A 25,197-nucleotide genomic window follows, 5' to 3' on the forward strand; every position below is an offset into this window, starting at 1 on the left:
CCCGACAAGGGCAGGGGGCAAGCAGGTCCGGCGGGTTGTGCCCTTCGGATTCGGATTTTATAGACAGGCCGCCGGATTCTCCGGGGCCACGTCGGAAGGGGCCGCCTCGGGCGGCTTGAGTTGAACATGACGGTTACCGCCGCCTTCTTCTACCTGTTCGCGACGATCACGATCGCCTCCGGCTTCATGGTGATTGCCTCCCGCAATCCCGTGCAGTCGGTGCTCTTCCTCATCCTGGCCTTCGTCAATGCGGCGGGGCTGTTCCTGATGATGGGAGCCGAGTTCCTAGCGATGATCCTGGTCATCGTCTACGTGGGCGCGGTCGCGGTGCTCTTCCTCTTCGTCGTGATGATGCTCGACGTCGACTTCGCCGCGCTTCGCCAGGGCTTCCTGCAGTACCTGCCCATCGGCGGACTGATCGGCGTGATCTTCCTGCTCGAGTTGATCCTGGTCGTCGGTGCCTATGCGGTCGATCCGGGCCTCGTCCGCTCGCCGTCCGTTCCGATCCCGGCGCCCGATGTGATGACCAACACCGAGGCGCTCGGCCAGGTTCTCTACACCCGCTATTTCTACTTCTTCCAGGCAGCCGGCCTGATCCTGCTGGTCGCCATGATCGGCGCAATCGTGCTGACCCTGCGCGAGCGTGTAGGCGTACGGCGCCAGGACATTTCCAAGCAGAATGCCCGGACGCAGGAAACCGCCGTCGAAGTGCGGAAAGTTCCCTTCCGTCAGGGAATCTAAGGAGGCACGTAATGGTTATCGGACTGGGCCACTATCTCACCGTCGCCGCCGTGCTCTTCACGCTCGGGGTGTTCGGCATTTTCATCAACCGGAAGAACGTGATCGTCATTTTGATGTCCATCGAGCTGATCCTGCTCGCAGTGAACATCAACATGGTCGCCTTCTCGACCCACCTGAACGATATCGTCGGCCAGATCTTTGCCATGCTGATCCTCACGGTCGCGGCGGCGGAGGCGGCCATCGGCCTTGCCATTCTGGTGGTCTTCTTCCGCAACCGCGGCTCCATCGCGGTCGAAGACGTCAACATGATGAGGGGCTAGGCCCGAACGGACTGGCGAAGTAAACGAACATGTATCACGCAATCGTCTTCCTGCCGCTCGTCGGCTTCCTCATCGCAGGCATTTTCGGGCGCGTCCTCGGCGCCCGGCCGAGCGAAATCATCACCACGGCTCTGCTCTTCGTGGCGGCCGTCCTGTCCTGGGTGTCCTTCATCCAGGTGGGCTTCGGCGACGGCGCCACCCGCGTCCAGGTCGCTCAATGGATGTCGGTCGGCGATCTCCAGGTCGATTGGGCGTTCCGGATCGACACACTGACCGCCATGATGCTGGTGGTGGTCAACACCGTCTCGGCGCTCGTGCATCTCTATTCCATCGGCTACATGCACGAGGATCCGCACCGTCCGCGCTTCTTCGCCTATCTGTCGCTCTTCACCTTCACCATGCTCATGCTGGTGACGGCCGACAATCTGGTGCAGATGTTCTTCGGCTGGGAAGGCGTGGGCCTCGCGAGCTACCTGCTGATCGGCTTCTGGTATCAGAAGGACTCGGCCAACGCGGCCGCCATGAAGGCGTTCATCGTCAACCGTGTCGGTGATTTCGGCTTCTTGCTCGGCATCTTCACGATCTTCGTTCTGTTCAACGGCGTCACCTTCGACCAGATCTTCCCGCGTGTCGGCGAGTTCGCGAACGCCCAGTTCAACTTCCTCGGGATCGAGTGGCACGCGCTGACCATTGCCGGCCTGCTGCTCTTCATGGGCGCCATGGGCAAGTCGGCGCAGTTCCTGCTGCACACCTGGCTTCCGGACGCGATGGAAGGCCCGACACCGGTTTCCGCGCTCATTCATGCCGCCACCATGGTGACCGCCGGCGTGTTCATGGTCGCTCGCCTGTCTCCGGTCTTCGAGTATGCTCCGGCGGCTCTCACGGTCGTTACCATCATCGGCGGCATCACGGCCTTCTTCGCCGCGACCATCGGTCTGGTTCAGAACGACATCAAGCGCGTCATCGCCTATTCGACCTGCTCGCAGCTCGGCTACATGTTCGTCGGTCTGGGCGTCGGCGCCTACGGCGCTGGTGTTTTCCACCTGTTCACGCACGCCTTCTTTAAGGCGTTGCTGTTCTTGGGTGCCGGCTCGGTTATCCATGCGATGCACCATGAGCAGGATATGCGCCACATGGGCGCCCTGCGCCGTTACATCCCGCTCACCACGGCGATGATGGCGATTGGCACGCTGGCACTTACCGGCTTCCCGTTCACGGCTGGCTATTACTCGAAGGATGCGATCATCGAGGCGGCCTACGCGGCTCATTCCTCGGCTGGCTCTTTCGCCTTCCTGGCTACGGTCGTCGCCGCCTTCATGACCTCGTTCTACTCCTGGCGTCTATTCTTCCTCACCTTCGAGGGAACCGCACGCTGGGGCCATGGACATCACGGCCATCATGCCCATGCCGCTCACGACCACGAGGGAGTGGAGCATGACGATCACAGCCGTGACGTCGAGGCGGCGCATCATGCCCAGTATGAACACGGTCACCATGGGGCTCACACCCCTCATGAGAGCCCGCTTGTGATGCTTTTGCCTCTCATCGTGCTCGCCATCGGTGCGGTCGTGGCCGGCGTAGTCTTCCACGGAGCCTTTATCGGCGAGGGTTACCAAGAGTTTTGGAAGGGCGCTCTGTTCACCCGTCCGGACAACCACATCCTGGAGGAGATGCACCACCTCCCAGGCTGGGTGCCGCTGCTGCCGACAATCATGATGATCCTGGGTTTCCTGCTCGCGGTGTATATGTACATCATCGACGCCAAGCAGCCGGCGAAACTCGCGGCCGATCACCCGATCCTGTACCGGTTCCTGCTGAATAAGTGGTACTTCGACGAGCTGTACGACGCGATCTTCGTGCGGTCCGCCATGGCCATTGGGCGCTTCTTCTGGCGCACGGGTGACCAACGCATCATCGACGGGCTCGGTCCTGATGGCATCTCCGCTCGCGTCCTCGACGTGACGCGCGGCGTGGTGCGGGTTCAGACGGGCTACGTCTATCACTATGCCTTCGCCATGCTGATCGGCGTTGCGGCTCTCGTGACCTTCTATCTCTTCAGGGGAGCCCACTAATGCTCGGCTTCGGCATTCTCTCCGGCCTTCTCATTCTGCCTCTCGTCGGAGCGGCCTTTATCCTGACTCTGCGTGGCGACAGCGAGGCAGCTCGCTCCAACGCCCGTTGGGCTGCCCTTGCCACGACGATTGCGACCTTCCTCCTGTCGCTGGTGGCCTGGGCGCGCTTCGACGTATCATCGGCTTCGTTCCAGCTCGTGGAAAGCCATGTCTGGCTGACCGAGACCATCCGCTTCAAGCTCGGCGTCGACGGCTTCTCGATGCCGCTCATCCTGCTCACCACGTTCCTGATGCCGTTCTGCATTTTGGCCTCGTGGGAATCCATCGAGAGCCGGGTCAAGGAATATTTCGTCGCCTTCCTCGTCCTCGAGACCACGATGATCGGCGTGTTCTGCGCCCTCGACCTCGTGCTGTTCTACCTGTTCTTCGAGGCAGGCCTCATCCCGATGTTCCTCATCATCGGCATCTGGGGCGGCAAGCGGCGCATCTATGCGAGCTTCAAGTTCTTCCTCTACACGCTCCTTGGCTCCGTTCTGATGCTTCTGGCCATCATGGCCATGTACTGGACCGCAGGCACGACCGACATTCCGACGTTGCTTGCCTATAAATTCGCGTCGAACCTGCAGATCTGGCTCTGGCTCGCCTTCTTTGCCTCGTTTGCGGTTAAGATGCCCATGTGGCCGGTCCATACGTGGCTCCCAGATGCGCACGTGGAAGCGCCGACGGCGGGCTCGGTCATCCTGGCCGGCGTTCTCCTGAAGATGGGCGGCTACGGCTTCATCCGAGTGTCGCTGCCCATGTTCCCGGATGCGTCGCTCTATTTCGCTCCGCTGGTCTACGCTCTCTCCGTCATCGCGATCATCTACACCTCGCTGGTCGCTCTGATGCAGGAGGACATCAAGAAGCTCATTGCCTATTCCTCGGTGGCCCATATGGGCTTCGTCACCATGGGCCTGTTCAGCATGAATGAGCAGGGCATTCAGGGCGCCATGTTCACCATGATCTCCCACGGCCTCGTCTCGGGCGCGCTCTTCCTGTCCGTCGGCGTGATCTACGACCGGATGCATACCCGCGAGATTAAGGCCTATGGCGGCTTGGTGAACCGGATGCCGCTCTACGCGGCGGTCTTCCTGATCCTGACCATGGCGAACGTGGCTTTGCCCGGCACCTCAGGCTTCATCGGCGAGTTCCTGACCCTCATGGGAGCCTTTCGCTCCAACACCTGGGTCGCCTTCTTCGCCGCGAGCGGCGTGATCCTTTCGGCAGCCTATGCGCTCTGGCTCTACCGGCGCGTGGTGTACGGAGAGCTCGACAAGCCGGCCCTTCAGGGTATCACGGATCTGAATCGTCGCGAAATCATCACCTTCGCACCGCTCATCCTGCTCATCATCTATTACGGCGTGCAGCCCGGCTCCATCCTCGACGCCTTCGCGGCACCGACGGATGCGCTCATGAACAGCGTCCAGGCTGCGCTCGCCACCGTGAAAACGGCCGCTGTCGCCGCACACTGAGGTTCCGATGAATCCCGCCTTCACCATTCCCGCTTTCGGTCCGATGCTGCCAGAGATCCTCATGGCAGTCGGAGTTCTCGTCCTGGTCCTGTTCGGCGCTTTTCGTGGCGAACGTCCGGGCTATGGAATGAGCATCATCGCGCTGGCGCTTCTTGCCGTCACCTTCGTGGCGGTCTTGATGCTTCCGTCCGAGCGGGTCGAGACCATGGCCGGCTCCTTCGTGGTCGATGGCTTCGCCAAGTTCATGAAGGCGCTCACGCTGCTGGCATCCGCCGGCGGGATCATCCTCTCTCTGGACTATATGCGCCGCGAGGGGATCTACCGGTTCGAATACCCGATCCTGATCGTGCTCTCGACCATCGGAATGATGATGGTGATTTCGGCGAACGACCTGATCGCGCTCTATCTCGGTCTCGAACTGCTCAGCCTCTCGTCCTACGTGATCGCGGCCTTCGACCGTGACAACCTGCGCTCGACCGAGGCCGGCCTGAAGTACTTCGTGCTCGGTGCGCTCTCCTCGGGCATGCTGCTTTACGGAGCATCGCTGGTTTACGGGTTCACCGGCAGCGTGTCCTTCCCGGTTATCGCGACGGTCCTGCAGGGCGATGTGGGCATCGGCGCCATCGTCGGCCTCGTCTTTGTCTCTGCCGGCATCGCTTTCAAGATTTCTGCCGTGCCTTTCCACATGTGGACGCCGGACGTGTACGAGGGCTCGCCGACTCCTGTGACGGCTTTCTTCGCTGCCGCTCCCAAGATGGCCGGTATGGCCATGGCCACCCGCGTGTTCATCGATGCCTTCCCGGGCATTCTGATCCAGTGGCAGCAGATCATCGTCTTCATCTCGATTGCTTCGATGGCTCTCGGTTCCTTCGCGGCCATCGGCCAGCGCAACCTTAAGCGCCTGATGGCCTATTCCTCGATCGGCAACGTGGGCTATGCGCTGATCGGTCTTGCCGCCGGCACGCCGGAGGGCGTCCAGGGCGTCGTCATCTACATGGCGATCTACCTTGCCATGACGCTCGGCTCTTTCGCAGTCATCCTCGGCATGCGCCGGGGCAATGTGATGTTCGAGTCGATCGACGATCTTTCGGGCCTTGCCCGCACCCATCCTGCGCTGGCGTTCTGCCTGGCCATGATGATGTTCTCGCTGGCCGGCATTCCGCCGCTGGCAGGCTTCTTCGCCAAGTTCTACGTCTTTGCCGCCGCCATCCAGGCCAACCTCGTGACCCTTGCCGTCATCGGCGTCGTGACGAGCGTGATCGGCGCCTATTATTACCTGCGCATCATCAAGGTCATGTACTTCGATGCGCCGGTCGAGAGGTTCGAGCGCATGTCGCCGGGCGTGAGCTTCGTCCTCGTGGTGTCGAGCGCCGTGGTGCTGCTGTTCTGGCTCGTGCCGGCCCCCATCGTCAACGCAGCGGGCGCCGCCGCGCGCTCCTTGTTCTGATCGTGCGTCTGTCGCCTGAGACTGAGTCCGCCGGTTATCGGCTTCTCTCGCTCGAGGCGACGAACTCGACGAACGACGACGCGCTCCAGGCTGCCCGGTCCGGTGATCCCGGACAGATTTGGATCACTGCGGCCGAGCAGCTTGCGGGACGGGGGCGGCATGGCCGGCAGTGGTCGTCGCCCCCGGTAATCTCTATGCCAGCCTGCTTCTGATCGATCCGTGCGATACGCCGTCTGCACCGCAGCTCGGTTTCGTGGCCGGGCTAGCGTTGCATGAGGCAGTCGAGTCCGTCACGGGTGTCGGCGCGCCGCGCCTTTCCCTGAAATGGCCGAATGACCTCCTGCTCGATGGCGCCAAGGTGTCCGGCCTATTGCTGGAAGGTCATCGACTTCAACCTGACGGACCACTCGCCATCATCATCGGCTTCGGGGTCAACGTGGCTTTCGCGCCTACCGGCACGCCTTACCCAGCTTCCGCGTTACAGGCAGTCAAGTCTGGCCTTAACAGGGGCGAGGTATTCCGCGCCCTGTCCTCCGCCTTCGCCCGAACGTTCTCAGCGTGGCGCATGTCAGCCCGGATGAATGCATCAGATCCGTTCGGAGCGATCCGGCGGCTTTGGCTTGAGCGTGCGGCGGGAGTCGGGCAGGAGGTGACCCTTCGACTTCCCTCGGGCGAGAAGATGGGCGTCTTCAAGGGGCTCGACCGTTTCGGGCGTCTGCAGCTGAAAAGCGGCGATGGGATGGAACTCATCGATGCAGGCGACCTTTATTTTCCCAATTTGCTGCACGATATAGCCAAGCCTAGCGCTGGCTCGAAAAGGTCTCAAATTTAATGGCTTCCCACCAGGACGAATTGGTCTTTCTTCCCCTCGGAGGACTCGGCGAAATCGGGATGAATGCCGCGCTCTACGGCTTCGGGCCAGAGGAGGATCGACAGTGGATTCTGGTCGATTGCGGCATGGGTTTCGGCGGTGAGGAGAACCTGCCTGGCATCGACGTCGTGTATCCCGATTTGCGCTTCATCGAGGAAGAACGCCACAACCTGCTGGGCATCTTCATCACCCATGCGCACGAGGACCATATCGGTGCTCTCGTCGAGATGTGGCCGCGCCTTAACGTCCCGGTCTACGCGACGAAATTCGCCATCGGCCTGTTGGAAACACGTCGCTTGTCGGAAGCTGATGCCCCGAAGGTCGATCTCAGGGAGATCGTGCCCGGTCAGCGTTTGAAGATCGGTTCCTTCGATATCGAGTATGTGCCGGTCGCGCACTCGATCCCGGAATCCAATGCTCTCGCCATCCGCACGCCTCACGGACTCGTGGTGCATACGGGTGACTGGAAGCTCGACAACACGCCCTATCTCGGCAGCCTGACATCGGAAGAGACCTTCCGTGCTTTGGGTGACGAGGGAGTGCTGGCACTGATCTGCGATTCCACCAACGTAGTTCGCGAAGGCACGAGCCCGAGCGAATCCGATGTCTCCAAGAACTTGGCGCAGCTGATCAAGGACGCGCCGCACCGCGTGGCGGTCACCACCTTTGCCTCCAACGTTGCGCGCATCCGCTCTGTGGCGGAAGCAGCCCGCGAGTGCGGTCGCGAGGTGGTCGTTGTTGGCCGAGCCATGGATCGGGTGGTCGATGTGGCAAAGGAATGCGGCTACCTCGATGGCCTGCCGGAATTCCGCTCTGCGGAAAACTTCGGTTATATGCCTCGTGACAAGATCGTTGCCATCCTGACGGGCTCGCAGGGCGAGCCCCGGGCGGCTCTTGCCCGTATCGCCCAGGACGAGCACCCGGATATCGCGCTCTCGGCAGGAGACCGGGTGATCTTCTCGTCCCGTGCCATCCCTGGGAACGAGAAAGGTGTGGGCTCGATCATCAACAGTCTGATCGAGCAGGGTATCGAGGTCATCACCGACCGTACGGAGCTCGTTCACGTCTCCGGCCATCCGCGCCGGGGCGAACTGGCGCAGATGTACCAATGGACCCGGCCGCGTATCGCCATTCCTGCCCACGGGGAACCGTTGCACCTGAGCGAGCATGCGAAGTTTGCGAGAGCGCAGGGTGTACAGGAGGTCGTTCGAGCGAAAAACGGAACCGTCGTGCGCCTCTCGCCCGGTCCTGCCGAGATCGTCGACAATATTCCCACGGGCCGCCTTTATCGCGACGGCAACATCGTCATCGGAGCAGGCGAGCGGGCCCTGCCGGAGCGCCGCAAGCTTGCTTTCGCCGGTATCGTTACCGTGGCGATTGCCATCGATGACCGGGGAGAACTCGTCGGCGATCCTGTGATCGATGCCATGGGCCTGCCGGACAAGAACCGGCAGGGGCGCGACCTGACAGACATCATTGCCGACACCGTGGCCGATTTGCTGGATGGTCTGTCGAAAGCCAAGCGGCGGGATCCGGAGGCCGTTGAGAATGCCGTCCACCGGGCTGTCCGCGCAGCCGTGAATCAGGAATGGGGTAAGAAGCCCGCCTGCCACGTGCTCGTTATCGAGGCGTAAGTTCCGGAAGGGGGAAATGCCGATGATTGGACGCCTCAACCATGTGGCCATCGCCGTGCGCGATATCGCAACCGCCTCGGAAGTCTATCGCAAGATTCTAGGAGCCGAGGTCTCTGCACCTGAGGCGCTGGAGGAGCATGGCGTCACGGTCGTCTTCATCACCCTGTCCAACACCAAGATCGAGCTCCTGGAGCCCTTGGGCGGAGAATCGCCTATCGCCCGGTTTCTGGAGAAGAACCCCGACGGCGGCATACATCATATCTGCTACGAGGTGGACGATATCGTCGCGTCGCGGGATCGGCTTGTGAATTCTGGGGCGAGGGTGCTCGGCTCCGGCGAGCCTAAGATCGGGGCCCATGGAAAGCCCGTGCTTTTCCTCCATCCTAAGGATTTCAACGGCACACTCATCGAACTTGAGCAAGCCTGAGGACAAGCTGTTGATAAGCTTTGTGAAAAATCTGGCGGGATCGCTCTGGTCCACGATTGCGGTCGTCGTGGTCGTGTCATGCATCGCCGTCGCCATTGCCGTCACTGCTTTTGGCCTGAGGGTGAGCGGAGGCTTGGCTCTTTATTTCGTGATCTGGTGGATCCTGCTCTTTGCGGTCCTGCCCTTCGGCGTCCGCAGCCAAGCGGAAAGCGGGGAGGTCGTCCAAGGAAGCGAACCTGGGGCGCCGACGCTTCCGGCGCTGCGGGAAAAGGCGATCTGGACGACGTTCATCGCGTCCATCGTTCTCGTAGTGGTCGCGGCGGTTTTCCCGCTGACTGGCCTTTAATCGGAAGAAGAAGGGAAGGCCCAAAAAGAAAAGCAAGGCTTTCGCCTTGCCTAAACTGCCTTTTGGCAGTTTTTGATCCCTGGCTTTCTAAGACCAGCGCCTCATGGCGCTTGGAGATCTTGTTCCTCCCGAAACTCGGACCGTAGCCTCTGACCTTTGAAGGTCTAAGACGTTAGCGTTTTGTTTATAGTCACCTTGCCGAGCGGTGTCACCTTTTATGGGCACTTTCTGATGCATTTTTCGGCATTTCTTGTATTGATCTTTGGTCTAATCCATCTCGCCGCAGGTCCCGTCAGGCGATGACAGCTTGTCTTTTCCCCAGGGCCTGTGTTGTGTGCTGGAAGCGAGTCGCTACCCTTTTCCTGTTCTGATCGAGACCCAAAGGCGCCCTATGCGTTTGAGCCGCTACTTCCTCCCCATTCTCCGCGAGACTCCGAAGGAGGCGGAGATCGTCTCCCATCGTCTGATGTTGCGCGCTGGCATGATCCGCCAGGAAGCGGCGGGAATCTATGCCTGGCTGCCGCTCGGGTTGAAGGTGCTGAACAAGGTCAATGCCATCGTCCGGGAGGAGCAGAACCGATCTGGTGCCATCGAACTTCTCATGCCCACGATCCAGTCGGCTGACCTCTGGCGGGAATCAGGCCGGTACGACGCCTACGGCAAGGAGATGCTGCGCATCCAGGACCGGCACGAGCGCGAGATGCTCTTCGGCCCGACCAATGAGGAGATGATCACGGAGATCTTCCGGGGCTATGTGCGTTCCTACAAGGATCTGCCGCTGAACCTTTATCACATCCAGTGGAAGTTCCGTGACGAGGTACGCCCGCGCTTCGGCGTCATGCGCTCGCGCGAGTTCCTGATGAAGGATGCCTATTCCTTCGATCTGGATCAGGCAGGCGCCGTGCATTCTTATAACAAGATGTTCGTGGCTTACCTTCGGACCTTCGCCCGGATGGGATTGAAGGCGATCCCGATGCGTGCCGATACGGGTCCCATCGGCGGAAATCTCAGCCACGAATTCATCATCCTGGCCTCGACTGGTGAAAGCGAGGTTTTCTGCCACGCGGACTACCTGAATTTCGACATTCCGCCGGCCGACACGAATTTCGACGATATTCCTGGTCTCCAGAGCACTGTCGACAAGTGGACTTCGCTCTATGCGGCCACGTCCGAAATGCACGACGCAGCGGCTTTCGACGCGGTTTCGGAGGACAAGAAGATGTCCGCCCGCGGCATCGAGGTCGGCCACATCTTCTATTTCGGCACCAAGTATTCCGAGCCCATGAGTGCTAAGGTCATGGGACCTGACGGGCAGGAGAAGCCAGTTCATATGGGCTCCTACGGGATCGGCCCGAGCCGCCTGATCGCTGCCATCATCGAGGCGAGCCATGACGAGAACGGCATCGTCTGGCCGGAAGCGGTTGCTCCCTTCGACGTGGCGATCCTCAATCTGAAGACAGGTGATGCGGCAACGGATGCCGCCTCGGAGCGCCTCTATCGCGAACTGGAAGCCGCCGGACGCGACGTGCTCTATGACGATCGAGACGAGCGTCCGGGTGGCAAGTTCGCGACTGCCGATCTTATCGGAGTTCCGTGGCAGGTTCTGATCGGACCGAAAGGGCTTGCCGAGGGCAAGGTGGAGTTGAAGCATCGCGCCACCGGAGAGCGTGAGCATCTCGCGCTTGCGGATGTGATCGCCCGCCTCACAACGCATAGATAAGCTGTCATGGCCAAGGACAGAGAAGCCAAGACGGCGCCAACCGGGACGAAACCGTTCTCGCTCTTCGAGTGGATGCTCGCCGGGCGCTACCTGCGCACGCGGCGGCGGGAGGGCTTCGTCTCGGTCATTGCCGGCTTCTCCTTCCTCGGCATCATGCTCGGCGTCGCCACGTTGATCGTGGTGCTCTCGGTCATGAACGGCTTCCGCAAGGAGTTGCTCGACAAGATCGTCGGCATCAATGGCCACATCTTCGTGGCGCCGCTCGAGAGTCCGCTCACCGATTACCCGGAGGTTGCGGCGCGCATCGCGGCGGTGCCGGGAGTCAAGCGTGCCATTCCTCTCGTCGAGGGACAGGCCTTCGGCTCCTCGCAGTACAACGGCAGCGGCGTCTTGGTGCGCGGCATCCGCCCGGAGGATCTGCGGAAGATCGAGCATATCGCCGGCAGTCTGCGTCAGGGCACGCTCGAGAATTTCGAGGAAGGCGAGGGGGTTGCCATCGGTCGGCGTCTGGCCGATGCCCTCTCGCTCCAGGCTGGCGATACCTTCACACTCATCACGCCGAGGGGAGCCTCGACACCCTTCGGCACCGCACCTCGGGTCAAGGGCTACCCGGTCAAGGCGATCTTCGAGATCGGCATGTCGGAATTCGACTCGACCTTCGTCTTCATGCCGCTGACCGAGGCGCAGAACTACTTCAATCGGCAGAACGACGTGCAGCTCATCGAGGTCTATCTCGATAACGCCGACAGGGTGGACGAGGCCCGCGTCGCCATCGACGAGGCGGCGGGCCGCCCGATCTTGATGACCGATTGGCGCCAGCGCAACCGAACGTTCTTCGGTGCGCTCGAGGTCGAGCGGAACGTGATGTTCCTGATTCTCACGCTCATTGTGCTGGTGGCTGCGCTCAACATCATCTCCGGCCTCATCATGCTTGTGAAGGACAAGTCGGAGGACATCGCAATCCTGCGCACCATGGGGGCGACGCGGGGCGCCGTCATGCGGGTCTTCCTGATCACCGGCGCGTCGATCGGCATCGTGGGAACGATTGCGGGCTTCGGCCTCGGGCTGCTGCTCGCGCTCAATGTCGAAACCATCCGCGATGTCATCTCACGATTGACGAACACCAATCTCTTCCCGGCGGAGCTCTATTTCCTGAGCCGTCTGCCGGCAGAGGTGAATCCGACCGAAGTGGCGACTATCCTCATCATGGCGATGGTGTTGTCGCTGCTGGCGACCCTCTATCCTTCCTGGAGGGCCGCAAAGCTCGATCCGGTCGAAGCGTTGCGTTACGGATAAGTATGTCGCCAGCCCAGTCACAACCCGCCCTGTATCTCTCCAAGGTCGAGCGCCGTTATCCGCAAGGGGACAGCTTTCTGGAGGTGCTGCGCGGCGCCGATCTCGCGATCTGGCCTGGTGAGATCGTTGCTCTCATCGCTCCTTCAGGCACAGGCAAGTCGACTCTGCTTCATTTGGCGGGCCTGCTCGAAAAGCCCGACGGAGGCGAGGTCTTCGTCGGCGCGAAACAGACGGCCGCCATGAATGACCAGGAGCGCACCCGCGTTCGGCGCGAGGAACTCGGCTTCGTCTACCAGTTTCATCACCTCCTGCCGGAGTTTTCAGCGCTTGAGAACGTGGTGATCCCGCAACTCATCCGCGGTCTGCCGAAGACGGAGGCTCAGGATCGTGGGACACAGCTTCTGACATTCCTGGGCTTGGGGAAGCGCCTCGATCACCGTCCCGGCGAACTGTCTGGCGGCGAGCAGCAGCGCGTCGCCATCGCCCGCGCCGTCGCCAATGCTCCACGCCTGCTCCTGGCCGACGAACCTACCGGCAATCTCGATCCCAATACGGCAGACCGCGTCTTCCAGACGCTTGTCGCCATCGTCCGCGCCTCGAAGCTCGCTGCCTTGATCGCCACGCACAACATGGATCTCGCAGCCCGGATGGACCGGCGCGTGACGATCCGCGATGGCCTGATCGTCCAGTTGCCGTAGCGCCTCAGCAGCATCGACTGACGCGATCAAAGCCGCCTCCGCGCCCTGGTAGCGGGTGCTCCCTTGCGCCTTAACGATCTATTGACTCCGTCCGGAGGCTGGAGTCTGCACAGGCTTTACACAGAACATTCAATGAACAAGGATGAACATATTGGGAACACGGAGATCAAAACCATGCTTCGCTTCATCCTCGAAACCACCGCCGAAATCGCTTCCCTCGCAATGTTCGGGTCAGCCGTGGCAATCTGGGCTCTGGTCCTTTCTCCCATCGCTTGATACCGGGATCCACAACAACCCACCGGGATTCACAGGAACATAGTCCTTGAGATCGGAGGTTAGGCTTCCTTAGCAAAGAATCGTGCCACTATGCGTGCCGTTCGATGAGTAGAGTTTTATGGCGCGCATTCTTCACGATATCGGTTTCATCCATCTGCATGTCCATTCCTCATACTCGTTGCTTGAGGGAGCATTGAAGGTCGCGCAGCTGGCAAAACTCGCCGCCGCCGACAAGCAGCCGGCACTTGCTCTCACCGATACCAACAATCTCTTCGGCGCCCTCGAATTCTCCGAGAAACTCGCGGGCTCCGGTATCCAGCCCATCGCGGGTGTCCAACTCTCCGTGTGCTTCGAGGAGCCGGACCCGGTCGCCCGCGTGGTGCCGCAGCCGTCCGACATCGTGCTGCTCGCGCAGACGGAGGAGGGCTACCGCAACCTCATGCGTCTCGTGAGCCACGCCTATTTCGGCGTGCCTTTGGGGGAGGATCCGCGTGTGATGGCGCCGGTTTTGTCGGCCCATAGCGACGGGCTGATCGCTTTGACCGGCGGATTCACGGGACCGCTCGATTGCGCCCTGCGCAACGGCGGACGTCAGGACTTGGCGCAAGCGCGGCTCGACATTCTCAAGAACGCCTTCGGCCGTCAGCTCTATGTGGAAATTCAGCGCCACGGCCTTGAAGATGAACGGCTGATCGAAGGGGAACTGCTCGCTCTGGCGGACCGCAACGGATTGCCCATTGTCGCGGCAAACGAGCCCTTCTTCTCGTCGGCGAAGGATTACGAAGCACACGACGCCCTTCTGGCCATCGCTGAAGGGCAGATTGTTTCCAATCCTGATCGCCGCCGCGTCTCGCCGGAGCATCATTTCAAGACGCGCCAGCAGATGATGGAGCTGTTCGCGGATCTGCCGGATGCGCTACAGGCCAGCGTCGAAATCGCCATGCGCTGCGCAACGCGCGTGAAAACCCACAAACCCATCCTGCCGAATTTCGGCACAGGCCCCGATGCCGCCTCTCTGGACGAAGGCGAGGAGTTGAAACGACAGGCGGAAGAGGGACTTGAAAGGCGTCTCGCCGCGCATGGGCCCGCACCGGGCCTGACCGAGCAGGACTACCGCGACCGCCTTGCCTACGAGATCAATATCATCCGGAACATGAAGTTTCCGGGTTACTTCCTGATCGTGGCCGACTTCATCAAGTGGGCGAAGGATCACAACATTCCGGTCGGTCCGGGCCGTGGCTCGGGTGCAGGTTCGCTTGTTGCTTACGCGCTCACCATCACCGATCTCGATCCACTGCGGTTCGCTTTGCTCTTCGAGCGCTTTCTTAATCCTGAACGTGTCTCGATGCCGGACTTTGACATCGACTTCTGCGTCGAGGGTCGCGAGCGCGTCATCGAGTATGTGCAGCAGCGCTATGGCGAGGAGCAGGTCGCGCAAATCATCACCTTCGGTACGCTGCTCGCCCGCGGTGTGATGCGCGACGTCGGCCGCGTCCTCGAGATGCCTTACGGTCAGGTGGACAAGCTCACCAAACTCGTGCCGCAGAATCCGGCCAATCCGGTGACACTTGCGCAAGCCATCGAGGGTGAGCCGAAATTGCAGGCGGCCATCGATGAGGAGCCGGTCGTCAAGCGCATGCTCGGCATCGCGCAGAAACTCGAAGGCCTTCACCGGCACGCCTCGACCCATGCCGCCGGCGTCGTGATCGGCGACCGTCCGCTTCAGGAACTGGTCCCGCTCTACCGAGACCCGAAGACCGGCATGCGCGTGACCCAGTTCAACATGAAGTGGGTCGAGCAGGCAGGCCTCGTGAAGTTCGACTTCCTGGGTCTCAAGACGCTCACCGTCCTGCGTACCGCTGTCGACCTCATCCGGCGAAAAGGGATCGAGGTCGATCTCTCGGCCCTGCCGCTCGACGACCGCAAGACCTACGAGATGCTCCAGCGCGGAGAGACGGTCGGCGTGTTCCAGGTGGAATCGGCGGGCATGCGCAAAGCGCTCGTCGAGATGGAAACCGACCGTTTCGAGGACATCATCGCTCTCGTGGCGCTCTATCGGCCGGGCCCGATGGCGAACATTCCGGTCTATTGCGCGCGCAAGCTTGGTAAGGACGAGCACAACAAGAAGGACTGGTACCCGCACGACAAGCTGGAGCCGATCCTGCGCGAGACCTTCGGCATCATCGTCTACCAGGAGCAGGTGATGGAGGTGGCGAAAGTCCTCTCCGGATACTCGCTCGGCGACGCGGACCTTTTGCGTCGCGCCATGGGTAAGAAGATCAAGGCCGAGATGGACGCCCAGCGTGAGCGCTTCGTTTCAGGTGCCACCAAAGGCGGTCTCGACAAGGCGAAGGCGAACGAGATCTTCGACCTTCTCGCCAAGTTCGCGGATTACGGCTTCAACAAGAGCCACGCGGCGGCCTATGCGCTGGTTGCCTTCCAGACGGCCTATCTCAAGGCTAATTATCCGGTCGAGTTCCTGGCCGCGTCGATGACGCTCGATCTCGACAACACCGACAAGCTGTCCGAATTCCGCCGTGAGGCCCAGCGCCTCGATTTCAAGGTGATCCCGCCCTCGATCAACCGCTCGCGCGTGGTCTTTGACGTGGAGTATGATGCGGACGGAAAAGGCCAGATTCTCTACGCGCTCGCTGCTGTCAAAGGCGTCGGACGCCAGGCCATCGAGAGCGTGGTCGAGGCAAGGGGTGACAAGCCTTTCAAGGATCTTGCGGACTTCGCCCGGCGCATCAATCCGCGCATGCTCAACAAGCGCACGCTGGAAAACCTGATCGCGGCCGGCGCCTTCGACGAATTGGAGCCGGATCGAGCCAAGGCCTGCGCCTCAATCGACGCCATGATGAGCCTTGCCCAGCAATCGCATGAGGCAGCCAATGGCGGCATGATCGACATGTTCGGCGGGGTCGCCTCGGCGGATGTGCAACTGCGCATCGGGCCTTATGAGCCCTGGCCTACCGCGGAAAGGCTACAGCGGGAATTCGATGCCGTCGGCTTCTTCCTCTCGGGCCATCCGCTCGATGAGTATGGCGATCTTCTCAAGAAGCTGCGGGTCCAGACCTGGGTCGAATTCTGCCGCTCGGTGAAAGCCGGCAATTCCGTTGGGCGGGTTGCCGCCACGATCCTGGATCGCCAGGAACGCCGGACCAAGACCGGCAACAAGATGGGCATCCTCACCCTGTCGGATCAGACCGGGCAGTTCGAAGCCATCATCTTCTCCGAGGGACTCCAGCGTCTGCGCGAAGTCCTGGAGCCCGGATCGGCCGTGGTCCTGATGCTGCAGGCCGGCGTCGAGGGCGAAGAGGTTAGGGCGCGCATTGGGATGGCCGAACCACTGGAGGAGGCTGTCGCCAAGCACCAGAAGGGCATGCGGATCTTCCTGCGCGACGAACGCCCGATCACGAGCGTCTTCGAGCGGCTGAAGGTACGAGGCGAGGGTGAAGTCTCCCTCGTGCTCATCCTCGACGACGGCGACCGAGAGGTCGAGGTCAAGCTGCCCGGCAAGTACATGGCCAGCCCCCAGATCGCCGGAGCGCTCCGTGCCGTGCCGGGTGTCGTGGACGTGCACATGAACTGAGCCGGTCAGGGCGGCTTATGCTACGGCATGAGCCACTAACTCATCGGTGAGGTTATGGATGAGCATCGTCCTGATATCCGCATAACAGTCGAGCCCGATCCTGACACCTTCGCGGCGGAGATCGAGACACGCCTTCTCGATTCCTTGAAGCAGAATGTTCCAGCGAGCGATTATGCTCCTTTCGGAATTCTCGCCCGGGATAGTGAAGGCACGATTCTAGGCGGGCTCCTCGGAGGAACGTCCTATGGATGGCTGCTGATCAAACATCTCTGGGTTGCGGAGGATCTCCGTTGCCAGGGCCTCGGTGCCAGAATCATGCGATTGGCCGAAGAGGAGGTCTTGAGCCGAGGCTGCCATGGGGCCTGGCTGGATACCTCCAGCCAGCGCGCCCGAAACTTCTACGCGAAGCTTGGCTATGAAATTTTCGGAACGCTGGAGAACAGGGAGGGGAGAAGCCTCAAGGCCATGCCCGCTCCTTTCTCTACAAGCGATTTCCGCTCACGGATAAGCCGATTGAGGCCTCCCCCCAGGGCTGACATCCTTTGGCTTGCATTCCAGCGACTTTACCCCTATATGCGCGCCTATCCCACACGCGGAATCCACCTCATAAGCCTATGAGGTATCCCGGTGGCCGGCTGGACCGGTCCACTGTTCCGCGGAGGCTTAACCGGAGAATAAACTATGGCGCTTCCCGATTTTTCGATGCGCAGCCTGCTTGAGGCTGGCGCGCACTTTGGACACCAGTCCCACCGTTGGAACCCGAAGATGGGTCAGTACATCTTCGGCACCCGCAACAACATTCACATCATCGACCTCGCGCAGACGGTTCCGATGCTGCACCGCGCCCTTCAGGCTGTCAGCGACACGGTTGCCAAGGGTGGCCGCGTGCTCTTCGTCGGCACCAAGCGTCAGGCTTCCGATGCGGTTGCCGATGCGGCCAAGCGCTCGGCTCAGTACTACGTCAACTCCCGCTGGCTCGGCGGCATGCTGACGAACTGGAAGACGATCTCCGGCTCGATCTCGCGTCTGCGCAAGGTTGACGAGATCCTCTCCGGCGGCGGCCAGGGCCTTACGAAGAAAGAGCGCCTGATGCTCGCTCGTGAGAAGGAGAAGCTCGAGCGCGCTCTTGGCGGCATCAAGGACATGGGCGGCACGCCCGACCTGATCTTCGTCATCGACACCAACAAGGAGCAACTGGCGATCCAGGAGGCCAAGCGCCTCGGCATCCCGGTGGCTGCCATCGTCGACACGAACTGCGATCCGGACGGCATCACCTTCCCGGTCCCGGCCAATGACGACGCTGGCCGTGCGATTTCGCTCTACTGCGATCTGGTTGCCCGCGCAGCTCTCGATGGCATCTCCCGAGGCGCGGGCGCCATGGGCATCGACATCGGCGAGTCCGAGAACCCGATGGCCGAGGAGCTCCCGGCGAACGATACGGCTGTCGCCGCCTATGAAGGCGAGCAGTTCGAGCGTCTGGCTGCCCCACGTGGTGCTCCCGACGATCTGACCAAGCTGAACGGCGTCGGCCCGCAACTCGAGAAGAAGCTGAACGAGGCTGGCATCTTCCACTACTGGCAGCTGGCCGCCATGCAGCCGGGGGATACCGCCCAGCTCGACAAGGACCTGAAGCTGAATGGCCGCCTCGAGCGCGATGGCTGGATCAATCAGGCCCGCTCGATGATCGAAGCGGCTGCTGCGTAAGCCTTACGGCGGCGCAACATGCAGCGCCGCTTGAACGAATGATCGAGCCCGGCGTTCCACGAGCGCCGGGCTCCCTCTATGCGTGAACCTTTGAAAGGAAAAGCCATGGCGAACATTACCGCTGCGATGGTGAAAGAGCTGCGCGAGACGACCAGCGCTGGCATGATGGACTGCAAGGCTGCTCTCGCCGAGACCAATGGCGACATGGAAGCCGCGATCGACTGGCTCCGCAAGAAGGGCCTGTCGAAGGCTGCCAAGAAGGCCGGCCGCGTGGCGGCCGAGGGCCTTGTTGCCGTCGAGTCCTCCGGTCACACCGCCACGATCCTCGAAGTCAACTCCGAGACGGACTTCGTCGCCCGTAACGACCAGTTCCAGGCTTTCGTGCGCGAAGCCGCCAAGATCGGTCTGATGGGCAACGGCACCGTCGAGTCGCTCGAAGCTGCCCACTTCCCTGGTTCGCAGACGACCGTGAGGGACCGCCTGCAGGAGCTCATCGCCACCATCGGCGAGAACATGACCCTGCGCCGGATCGCGAAGCTCGAAGTGTCCAAGGGCGTGATCGCGTCCTACGTCCATAACGCGGTGACCGATGGTCTCGGCAAGATCGGCGTCCTGGTGGCGCTCGAGTCGGAGGGCGATGTGACCGTTCTCGGCACGCTCGGCCGCCAGATCGCCATGCACGTGGCTGCCACCAGCCCGGTCGCCCTCGATGCTTCCGGCGTGGATCAGGCGACCGTCGAGCGCGAGAGCGCCATCCTGCGCGACAAGAACGCCGGAAAGCCGGATCATGTCATGCAGAAGATCATCGAAAGCGGCCTGAAGAGCTACTTCAAGGAGGTCACCCTCCTGGAGCAGCCTTTCGTTCACGATCCTTCGAAGACCGTGACCCAGGTCCTCAAGGAAGCCGAGTCCAAGGCCGGCAAGCCGGTGACCCTCAAGGCCTTCGTCCGCTTTGCCCTCGGCGAGGGCATCGAGAAGGAAGAGGCTCCCGACTTCGCGGCGGAAGTGGCCGCCCAGGCCGGTCTCAAGGCCTAAATCGAACCCAGGCAAACGGCGGCTGAAGAGCCGCCGTTTTCATGAGAGGTTTCGAAAAGAAAGGTCTGACGATGGCAACGTTCCGGCGCATCCTGGTGAAGCTTTCGGGTGAGGCCTTGATGGCTCCCGATGGATACTGGCTCGACTCTCAGATCCTGTCCTCCCTGGCAGCCGACCTGGCTCAGGCCACCCGCGCCGGATTCGAGATCGCCGTCGTCATCGGTGGCGGCAACATCATCCGCGGTGCCCGCATGAGCGCTGCCGGCTGGATCGACCGTCCCACCGCCGATTCCATGGGCATGCTCGGCACCGTGATGAACTCGCTCGCCATCGAGACGGCCCTGAACGCGGCCGGCGTTCCGGCGCGCACCATGTCGGCAGTCTCTATGCCGACGATCTGCGAGACCTATGCCCGTCAGCCGGCTCTGCACCACCTCGACAAGGGTCAGGTGGTGGTTCTGGCCGGAGGCACCGGCAATCCCTTCTTCACCACCGACACCGCGGCCGTCCTTCGCGCCGCCGAACTGCGCTGCGATGCGGTCCTGAAGGCGACCCAGGTCGACGGCGTCTACTCGGCGGATCCGAAAAAGGACCCTCATGCAGTCCGATTCGACCGCCTGACCCATGACGAGGCTATTGCCCGAGATCTGAAGGTCATGGATACGGCGGCGTTTGCCCTGGCCCGCGAGAGCAGGCTCTCAATCATCGTGGGCTCGGTGCACGCTCCCAGCTCGGTGACCGCTCTTCTTCAGGGGAAAGTGCCCTCCACGGTCGTTGCCCCTTGATCCAAGGGCCTTGATGCTGGACCCTGGGAAGCGTAAGCCCGTTTAAATAGTTCGCGTAAGGACAGAATCTGATGGCCACGACCTTTGATCTCGCCGATGTGAAGCGCCGCATGCAGGGCGCCATCAACGCTTTCAAGAACGACCTGGCTAGCCTGCGGACCGGGCGCGCCTCGCCGAACCTGCTGGATCCCATTCAGGTCGATGCCTATGGCTCCCTGATGCCGATCTCCCAGGTTGCCACCGTCAATGTGCCGGAGCCGCGCCTGCTGAGTGTCCAGGTTTGGGACCGGGGCATGGTATCCGCCGTGGAGAAGGCGATCCGGGAATCGGACCTCGGCCTCAATCCGCAGACCGAGGGCCAGGTGATCCGCCTGCGCATCCCCGAGATGAACGAGCAGCGCCGCAAGGAGATGGTGAAGGTGGCGCATAAATATTCCGAGGAGGCGCGTGTCGCGGTTCGGCACGTCCGCCGCGACGGTCTCGATCTCCTCAAGAAACTTGAGAAGGATAGCGCGATCAGCGAGGATGATGGCAAGCGTCATGCTGATCAGGTTCAGAAGGCCACCGACCAGTTCGTAGCCGAGATCGACAGCCTTCTCGCGACCAAGGAAAAGGAAATCATGCACGTCTGATCGTCAGGCGTGCATCGGGACGGAAATATGAGCGGCGAAGCCAAAAGGTCGGCCCCAAGCTTTGCCTGCAAGGAAGCAGGCGAGGGGATGCCGACCCATGTTGCCATCATCATGGATGGGAACGGCCGTTGGGCCGCTCAGAGAGGGCTGCCCCGCTTCGAAGGGCACCGGCGCGGGGTCGAGGCCATTCGCCGTGCCGTGCGAACGGCAGGCGATCTCGGAATTCGATACCTGACGGTCTACAGCTTCTCGGCCGAAAACTGGCGCCGCCCGGCTCAGGAGGTGTCCGACCTCATGGGGCTGCTCAAGCGTTTCGTGCGCCACGATCTTGCCGAGCTTCATGCCAATAATATCCGGGTCCGGATCATCGGCGAGCGCGAAGGCTTGGCCTCTGACATCCGGTTGCTGCTGGACGAGGCGGAGCAGCTCACCCGGGGCAACACCGGTCTGACTCTGGTCATTGCCTTTAATTATGGCGGGCGCCAGGAGATTGTCAGCGCCATGCGGGCTCTTGCGCGCAGGGTGAACGAGGGGACGCTCGATCCGGCCGATATCGATATGGATACGGTGGGAGCGGCCCTCGATACTCATGGCATTCCAGATCCGGATCTGGTGATCCGGACTTCGGGCGAGCAGCGGGTATCGAACTTCCTCACTTGGCAGACGGCCTATTCCGAGTTCGTTTTCCTGCCCTGCTTCTGGCCGGATTTCGACGAGGCGACTTTCAGGTCCGCCGTTGACGAATACTGCAGGCGCGATCGCCGTTTCGGTGGTTTGAGCGTCAGGGCAGGCTGACAATGGTCGCAGACCAGGGATCATCCTTGCCGTCCAGCCCTAAATCAGCCTCATCCAAGGAACTGACGAGACGGATTTTATCCGCCGTGGTCATGATCGCCTTGGCACTTGTGATGGCCTATTGGGGCGGATGGCCTTTTGCCCTGTTCTGGCTGGCAGCCGGTATCGCCATCATGGTGGAATGGACCGATATGACTGGCATTGAGCCGCGCCGGCTGGTGCAGGCGATCCTGGGCTCCGGCCTTGCCGTTCTGACGCTGCTTTTTCTGGCCGATGCAAGCTTTGGCTTGGGCGCAGCGGCCGGTCTCGCCTTTCTCGCGGCCGGTGTCCTCGCCACGAAGGGGGCATCGAACAAGAAATGGGCTACTTCGAGCTTTCTCTATGCGTCGCTGATCGTTCTCGTTCCGCCGATCGTGCGCGACCATCTCGAACTCGGCATCCTGGGGCTGCTTTGGATGTTCGCGGTGGTTTGGGCAACGGATATCGCGGCCTATTTTACGGGCCGCACCTTCGGCGGTCCTAAGCTTTGTCCCTCCATCAGCCCGAAGAAGACCTGGTCCGGGTTCATCGGAGGCGTTGTCGCAGGGGCCTTGGGTGGGGTGTTGGTCGCCTGGGCCGGGGAGAAATATGGGTTGAGCCTGCCATTCAATCTTCTCGGTACAGCTATTATCTCCGTCATCGCTTCCGTCGCGAGCCAGATCGGAGATCTCGGCGAGTCGGCTCTCAAGCGCCATTGCAACGTCAAGGATTCGAGCCATCTCATCCCAGGGCATGGTGGCGTGATGGATCGCCTGGATGGCTTCTGGGCCGTATGCCTCATCGTTGCGGCCGTTCTTCTGACCATTCATTTCACCGCATAGGCATTGATGACCCGTTCCCTCACGATTCTTGGAGCCACCGGATCGATCGGCCGCTCGACGGCCGATGTCGTTCTGGCTCACCGAGATGAGTTTCGTGTCGAAGCTGTCGTTGGTGGGCGCGATGCCACGGCTCTGGCGAAAGTCGCCCGGCGACTTGGAGCTAAATTCGCGGCTCTGGCCGATGAGCGTGAGGGCGAGGCGTTAAAGCAGGCCTTGTCCGGAACCGGGATTGGGAACGGCGCGGGCCACTCTGCTGTTCTCGAGGCTGTTGAGCATGATGCTGACACCGTGCTTGCCGCAATCAGCGGGACTGCCGGATTGGCTCCGACCCATGCGGCCCTGAAGCCCGGCAGGCGGATTGCCCTTGCCAACAAGGAAAGCCTTGTTTGTGCCGGCAGCGCTTTCATGGCCGATGCCCGCCGTCTCGGCGTCGAGATCATGCCGGTGGATTCCGAGCATAACGCTCTGGATCATGCTCTCGCGGCAGGCCTCAACAGGGATGTGGAAAAGGCGGTGATAACCGCATCCGGTGGTCCCTTCCGCACCTGGACCCGGGAACGCATAGCAAAAGCCAATGCCAAGGAGGCCTCGGCTCATCCAGTCTGGTCCATGGGATCGAAGATCAACATCGACTCGGCCACTTTGATGAACAAGGGGCTCGAGCTGATCGAGGCCCATCACCTGTTCGACCTCGAGGTGGAACGTCTCGATGTGCTGGTTCATCCGGAGGCGATCGTCCATGGACTCGTTCAGTGGAGCGATGGCGCCGTAACGTCCGGTCTCGCCCTGCCGGATATGAAGGTTCCGATCGCCAATGCCCTGCGAAATCAGGGGCGCCTTAAGATGAATCTACCCCGTCTCGATCTCGCCGCGATTGGCCGATTAAGCTTCGAGCGACCTGACGAGGAGCGGTTCCCGTGCCTATCTCTGGCCAAGGCAGTGCTCAAGGCCGGAGGGGCGATGCCTACGATCCTGAATGCGGCCAATGAGATTGCTGTCGAGGCCTTTATGGCAGACCGGATTAAGTTTTACGATATTTCAGAGTTAGTTGAGAGCATTTGCTCGACTTTCTCGGGAAGAAACATTCCGGCGCCTGTAACCGTAGCGGATGCCCTTGGCATCGATCATGAGGCCCGACAGGCGGCACGGCGACTCATTCCGGTCTATGCTGAAGCGACGCGGCTCTAAAGAGCGCGAAAGGGACAACGATGGACTTTCTCACAACGATCAGTGGTGCAACAGGCTCCCTGTTCTTGACCCTGATCTCCTTCCTTGTGGTTCTCACGGTCGTCGTGTTCATCCACGAGTTCGGTCATTTTTGGGTTGGACGGCTCTGCGGGGTCGGTGTGACGGCCTTTTCCGTCGGCTTCGGGCGCGAACTGATCGGCTGGACCGACAGGAAAGGCACCCGCTGGAAGATCTCTGCGATTCCCCTCGGCGGTTACGTTAAATTCGTCGGAGATCTCAACGCCGCGAGCGTTCCTGACCAGGATCAGCTCGATCGTATGCCGCTAGAGCAGCGGGCGATCAGTTTTCCCCACCAGAATGTGGCCAAGCGTGCCGCGATCGTCGCCGCGGGTCCCATCGCCAATTTCATCCTGGCCATCGCGATCTTCGCGGGCTTCAACTACTTCAACGGGCGACAGGTTCTCGAGCCGCGGATCGAGGCGGTCCAACCTGGAAGCGCGGCCGAGAAGGCAGGCTTTCAGTCTAAGGACCTGATTCTGACCGTCGACGGCCGACAGATCCAGACTTTCGCCGACATGCAACTCATCGTGAGCTCCAGCGCCGGTGAACCCCTGAATTTCACAGTCGAGCGCAACGGCCAAGCTGTTGCCCTTACGGCAACGCCAAACTTCGTCGAGAGGACCAGCCCCTTCGGCAAGCAGCGCATCGGGCTTCTTGGGGTCGAAGCATCGAGGGACCCGTCTGCGATTAAGCGTCTGACCTATACCCCTTGGGGAGCCGTCAAGGCCGCCGTGGTCGAAACTTGGAACCTCGTCGATCGGACCCTCAACTTCATCCGGCGCTTGGTGATGGGCTGGGAATCGGCCGATCAACTCTCAGGTCCCATCGGAATTGCCCGGGCCTCGGGGACTGCTTTCGACGTTGGAGGGGTCTATAGCTTGGTCAGTCTAATCGGTTTCATGTCGGTCTCGATTGGTCTCATTAACCTTTTTCCCATTCCGTTGCTGGATGGCGGCCATCTTCTGTTCTATGCCATTGAGGCGGTTCGCGGGCGCCCTTTGAGCGAGAAAGCCCAGGAAATCGGCTTTAGAATCGGATTTGCCCTGGTGGCGATGCTTATGCTTTTCGCCACTTGGAATGATCTTGTTCACCTTGGCACCAGTTTTCTGGATCAGGGATCGTGACAAGGACGCCACGCTATTTAAAAATTGGTACTCTGTTGTGGATGTGCCGTTTGCAATAGCGGC

The 25,197-nt window shown here is 61.2% G+C and carries 22 protein-coding genes; all 22 read left to right on the forward strand.

Annotated elements, in window-relative coordinates; translation table 11 throughout:
• Positions 1 to 126 precede the first annotated feature (126 nt).
• The 22 genes from ACD578_RS08440 (at position 127) to rseP (ending at position 25,134) form a co-directional block, all read left to right on the forward strand.
• The gene (locus tag ACD578_RS08440; RefSeq protein ID WP_404292271.1) at positions 127 to 741 is read left to right on the forward strand and encodes an NADH-quinone oxidoreductase subunit J; all 615 of its coding nucleotides are present in this window, start codon (positions 127 to 129) and stop codon (positions 739 to 741) included.
• Between the two features lie 11 nt (positions 742 to 752).
• Positions 753 to 1,061, forward strand: a complete 309-nt coding sequence (nuoK, locus tag ACD578_RS08445; RefSeq protein ID WP_027316571.1) for an NADH-quinone oxidoreductase subunit NuoK — start codon at positions 753 to 755, stop codon at positions 1,059 to 1,061.
• A gap of 29 nt (positions 1,062 to 1,090) precedes the next feature.
• A complete protein-coding gene (gene nuoL / locus ACD578_RS08450; RefSeq protein ID WP_404292273.1) occupies positions 1,091 to 3,133 on the forward strand; it encodes an NADH-quinone oxidoreductase subunit L in 2,043 nt (680 codons plus the stop codon).
• Positions 3,133 to 4,644, forward strand: a complete 1,512-nt coding sequence (locus ACD578_RS08455; RefSeq protein ID WP_404292274.1) for an NADH-quinone oxidoreductase subunit M — start codon at positions 3,133 to 3,135, stop codon at positions 4,642 to 4,644. The genes nuoL and ACD578_RS08455 overlap by 1 nt, the downstream gene beginning before the upstream one ends.
• Before the next feature lie 7 nt (positions 4,645 to 4,651).
• A complete protein-coding gene (nuoN, locus tag ACD578_RS08460) occupies positions 4,652 to 6,091 on the forward strand; it encodes an NADH-quinone oxidoreductase subunit NuoN (RefSeq protein ID WP_404292275.1) in 1,440 nt (479 codons plus the stop codon).
• 169 nt (positions 6,092 to 6,260) lie between these two features.
• Positions 6,261 to 6,923 carry a biotin--[acetyl-CoA-carboxylase] ligase gene (locus ACD578_RS08465; RefSeq protein WP_404292276.1) on the forward strand — a complete coding sequence of 221 codons (663 nt, stop codon included), beginning with the start codon at positions 6,261 to 6,263 and terminating at the stop codon, positions 6,921 to 6,923.
• The gene (locus ACD578_RS08470; RefSeq protein WP_404292277.1) at positions 6,923 to 8,596 is read left to right on the forward strand and encodes a ribonuclease J; all 1,674 of its coding nucleotides are present in this window, start codon (positions 6,923 to 6,925) and stop codon (positions 8,594 to 8,596) included. Before ACD578_RS08465 ends, ACD578_RS08470 begins: the two co-directional genes overlap by 1 nt.
• 22 nt (positions 8,597 to 8,618) lie before the next feature.
• Positions 8,619 to 9,023 carry a methylmalonyl-CoA epimerase gene (mce, locus tag ACD578_RS08475; RefSeq protein WP_404293753.1) on the forward strand — a complete coding sequence of 135 codons (405 nt, stop codon included), beginning with the start codon at positions 8,619 to 8,621 and terminating at the stop codon, positions 9,021 to 9,023.
• Positions 9,024 to 9,045: 22 nt separating this feature from the next.
• On the forward strand, positions 9,046 to 9,369 hold the full coding sequence (locus ACD578_RS08480) for a DUF1467 family protein (RefSeq protein ID WP_404292278.1): 324 nt from the start codon (positions 9,046 to 9,048) through the stop codon (positions 9,367 to 9,369).
• A gap of 391 nt (positions 9,370 to 9,760) precedes the next feature.
• Positions 9,761 to 11,089, forward strand: a complete 1,329-nt coding sequence (proS, locus tag ACD578_RS08485) for a proline--tRNA ligase (RefSeq protein WP_404292279.1) — start codon at positions 9,761 to 9,763, stop codon at positions 11,087 to 11,089.
• A 6-nt stretch (positions 11,090 to 11,095) separates the two neighbouring features.
• The gene (locus tag ACD578_RS08490) at positions 11,096 to 12,385 is read left to right on the forward strand and encodes a lipoprotein-releasing ABC transporter permease subunit (protein ID WP_404292280.1); all 1,290 of its coding nucleotides are present in this window, start codon (positions 11,096 to 11,098) and stop codon (positions 12,383 to 12,385) included.
• Between the two features lie 2 nt (positions 12,386 to 12,387).
• Positions 12,388 to 13,083 (forward strand): ABC transporter ATP-binding protein, encoded by a 696-nt coding sequence (locus tag ACD578_RS08495; RefSeq protein ID WP_404292282.1) that lies wholly within the window; start codon positions 12,388 to 12,390, stop codon positions 13,081 to 13,083.
• A gap of 394 nt (positions 13,084 to 13,477) precedes the next feature.
• Positions 13,478 to 16,951 (forward strand): DNA polymerase III subunit alpha, encoded by a 3,474-nt coding sequence (dnaE, locus tag ACD578_RS08500; protein ID WP_404292284.1) that lies wholly within the window; start codon positions 13,478 to 13,480, stop codon positions 16,949 to 16,951.
• A 54-nt stretch (positions 16,952 to 17,005) separates the two neighbouring features.
• Entirely contained in the window at positions 17,006 to 17,569 is a 564-nt protein-coding gene (locus tag ACD578_RS08505) for a GNAT family N-acetyltransferase (RefSeq protein WP_404292286.1), read from the forward strand.
• 63 nt (positions 17,570 to 17,632) lie between these two features.
• Positions 17,633 to 18,655 carry a 30S ribosomal protein S2 gene (locus tag ACD578_RS08510; protein WP_152709339.1) on the forward strand — a complete coding sequence of 341 codons (1,023 nt, stop codon included), beginning with the start codon at positions 17,633 to 17,635 and terminating at the stop codon, positions 18,653 to 18,655.
• A 105-nt stretch (positions 18,656 to 18,760) separates the two neighbouring features.
• Positions 18,761 to 19,690: a translation elongation factor Ts gene (tsf, locus tag ACD578_RS08515; RefSeq protein WP_404292288.1), complete on the forward strand. Its 930-nt coding sequence runs from the start codon at positions 18,761 to 18,763 to the stop codon at positions 19,688 to 19,690.
• A gap of 71 nt (positions 19,691 to 19,761) precedes the next feature.
• On the forward strand, positions 19,762 to 20,475 hold the full coding sequence (pyrH, locus tag ACD578_RS08520; protein WP_404293755.1) for a UMP kinase: 714 nt from the start codon (positions 19,762 to 19,764) through the stop codon (positions 20,473 to 20,475).
• A gap of 71 nt (positions 20,476 to 20,546) precedes the next feature.
• On the forward strand, positions 20,547 to 21,107 hold the full coding sequence (frr, locus tag ACD578_RS08525; protein ID WP_152709345.1) for a ribosome recycling factor: 561 nt from the start codon (positions 20,547 to 20,549) through the stop codon (positions 21,105 to 21,107).
• Positions 21,108 to 21,134: 27 nt separating this feature from the next.
• Positions 21,135 to 21,902, forward strand: coding sequence for an isoprenyl transferase (locus ACD578_RS08530; RefSeq protein ID WP_404292290.1), 768 nt, complete (start codon positions 21,135 to 21,137; stop codon positions 21,900 to 21,902).
• A gap of 2 nt (positions 21,903 to 21,904) precedes the next feature.
• Positions 21,905 to 22,762, forward strand: coding sequence for a phosphatidate cytidylyltransferase (locus ACD578_RS08535; RefSeq protein ID WP_404292291.1), 858 nt, complete (start codon positions 21,905 to 21,907; stop codon positions 22,760 to 22,762).
• A gap of 6 nt (positions 22,763 to 22,768) precedes the next feature.
• Positions 22,769 to 23,950 (forward strand): 1-deoxy-D-xylulose-5-phosphate reductoisomerase, encoded by a 1,182-nt coding sequence (dxr, locus tag ACD578_RS08540; protein WP_404292293.1) that lies wholly within the window; start codon positions 22,769 to 22,771, stop codon positions 23,948 to 23,950.
• 20 nt (positions 23,951 to 23,970) lie between these two features.
• A complete protein-coding gene (rseP, locus tag ACD578_RS08545) occupies positions 23,971 to 25,134 on the forward strand; it encodes an RIP metalloprotease RseP (RefSeq protein WP_404292295.1) in 1,164 nt (387 codons plus the stop codon).
• The last annotated feature ends 63 nt before the right edge of the window (positions 25,135 to 25,197 follow it).

Source organism: Microvirga sp. RSM25 (assembly GCF_044784385.1).
Classification (GTDB): domain Bacteria; phylum Pseudomonadota; class Alphaproteobacteria; order Rhizobiales; family Beijerinckiaceae; genus Microvirga; species Microvirga tunisiensis.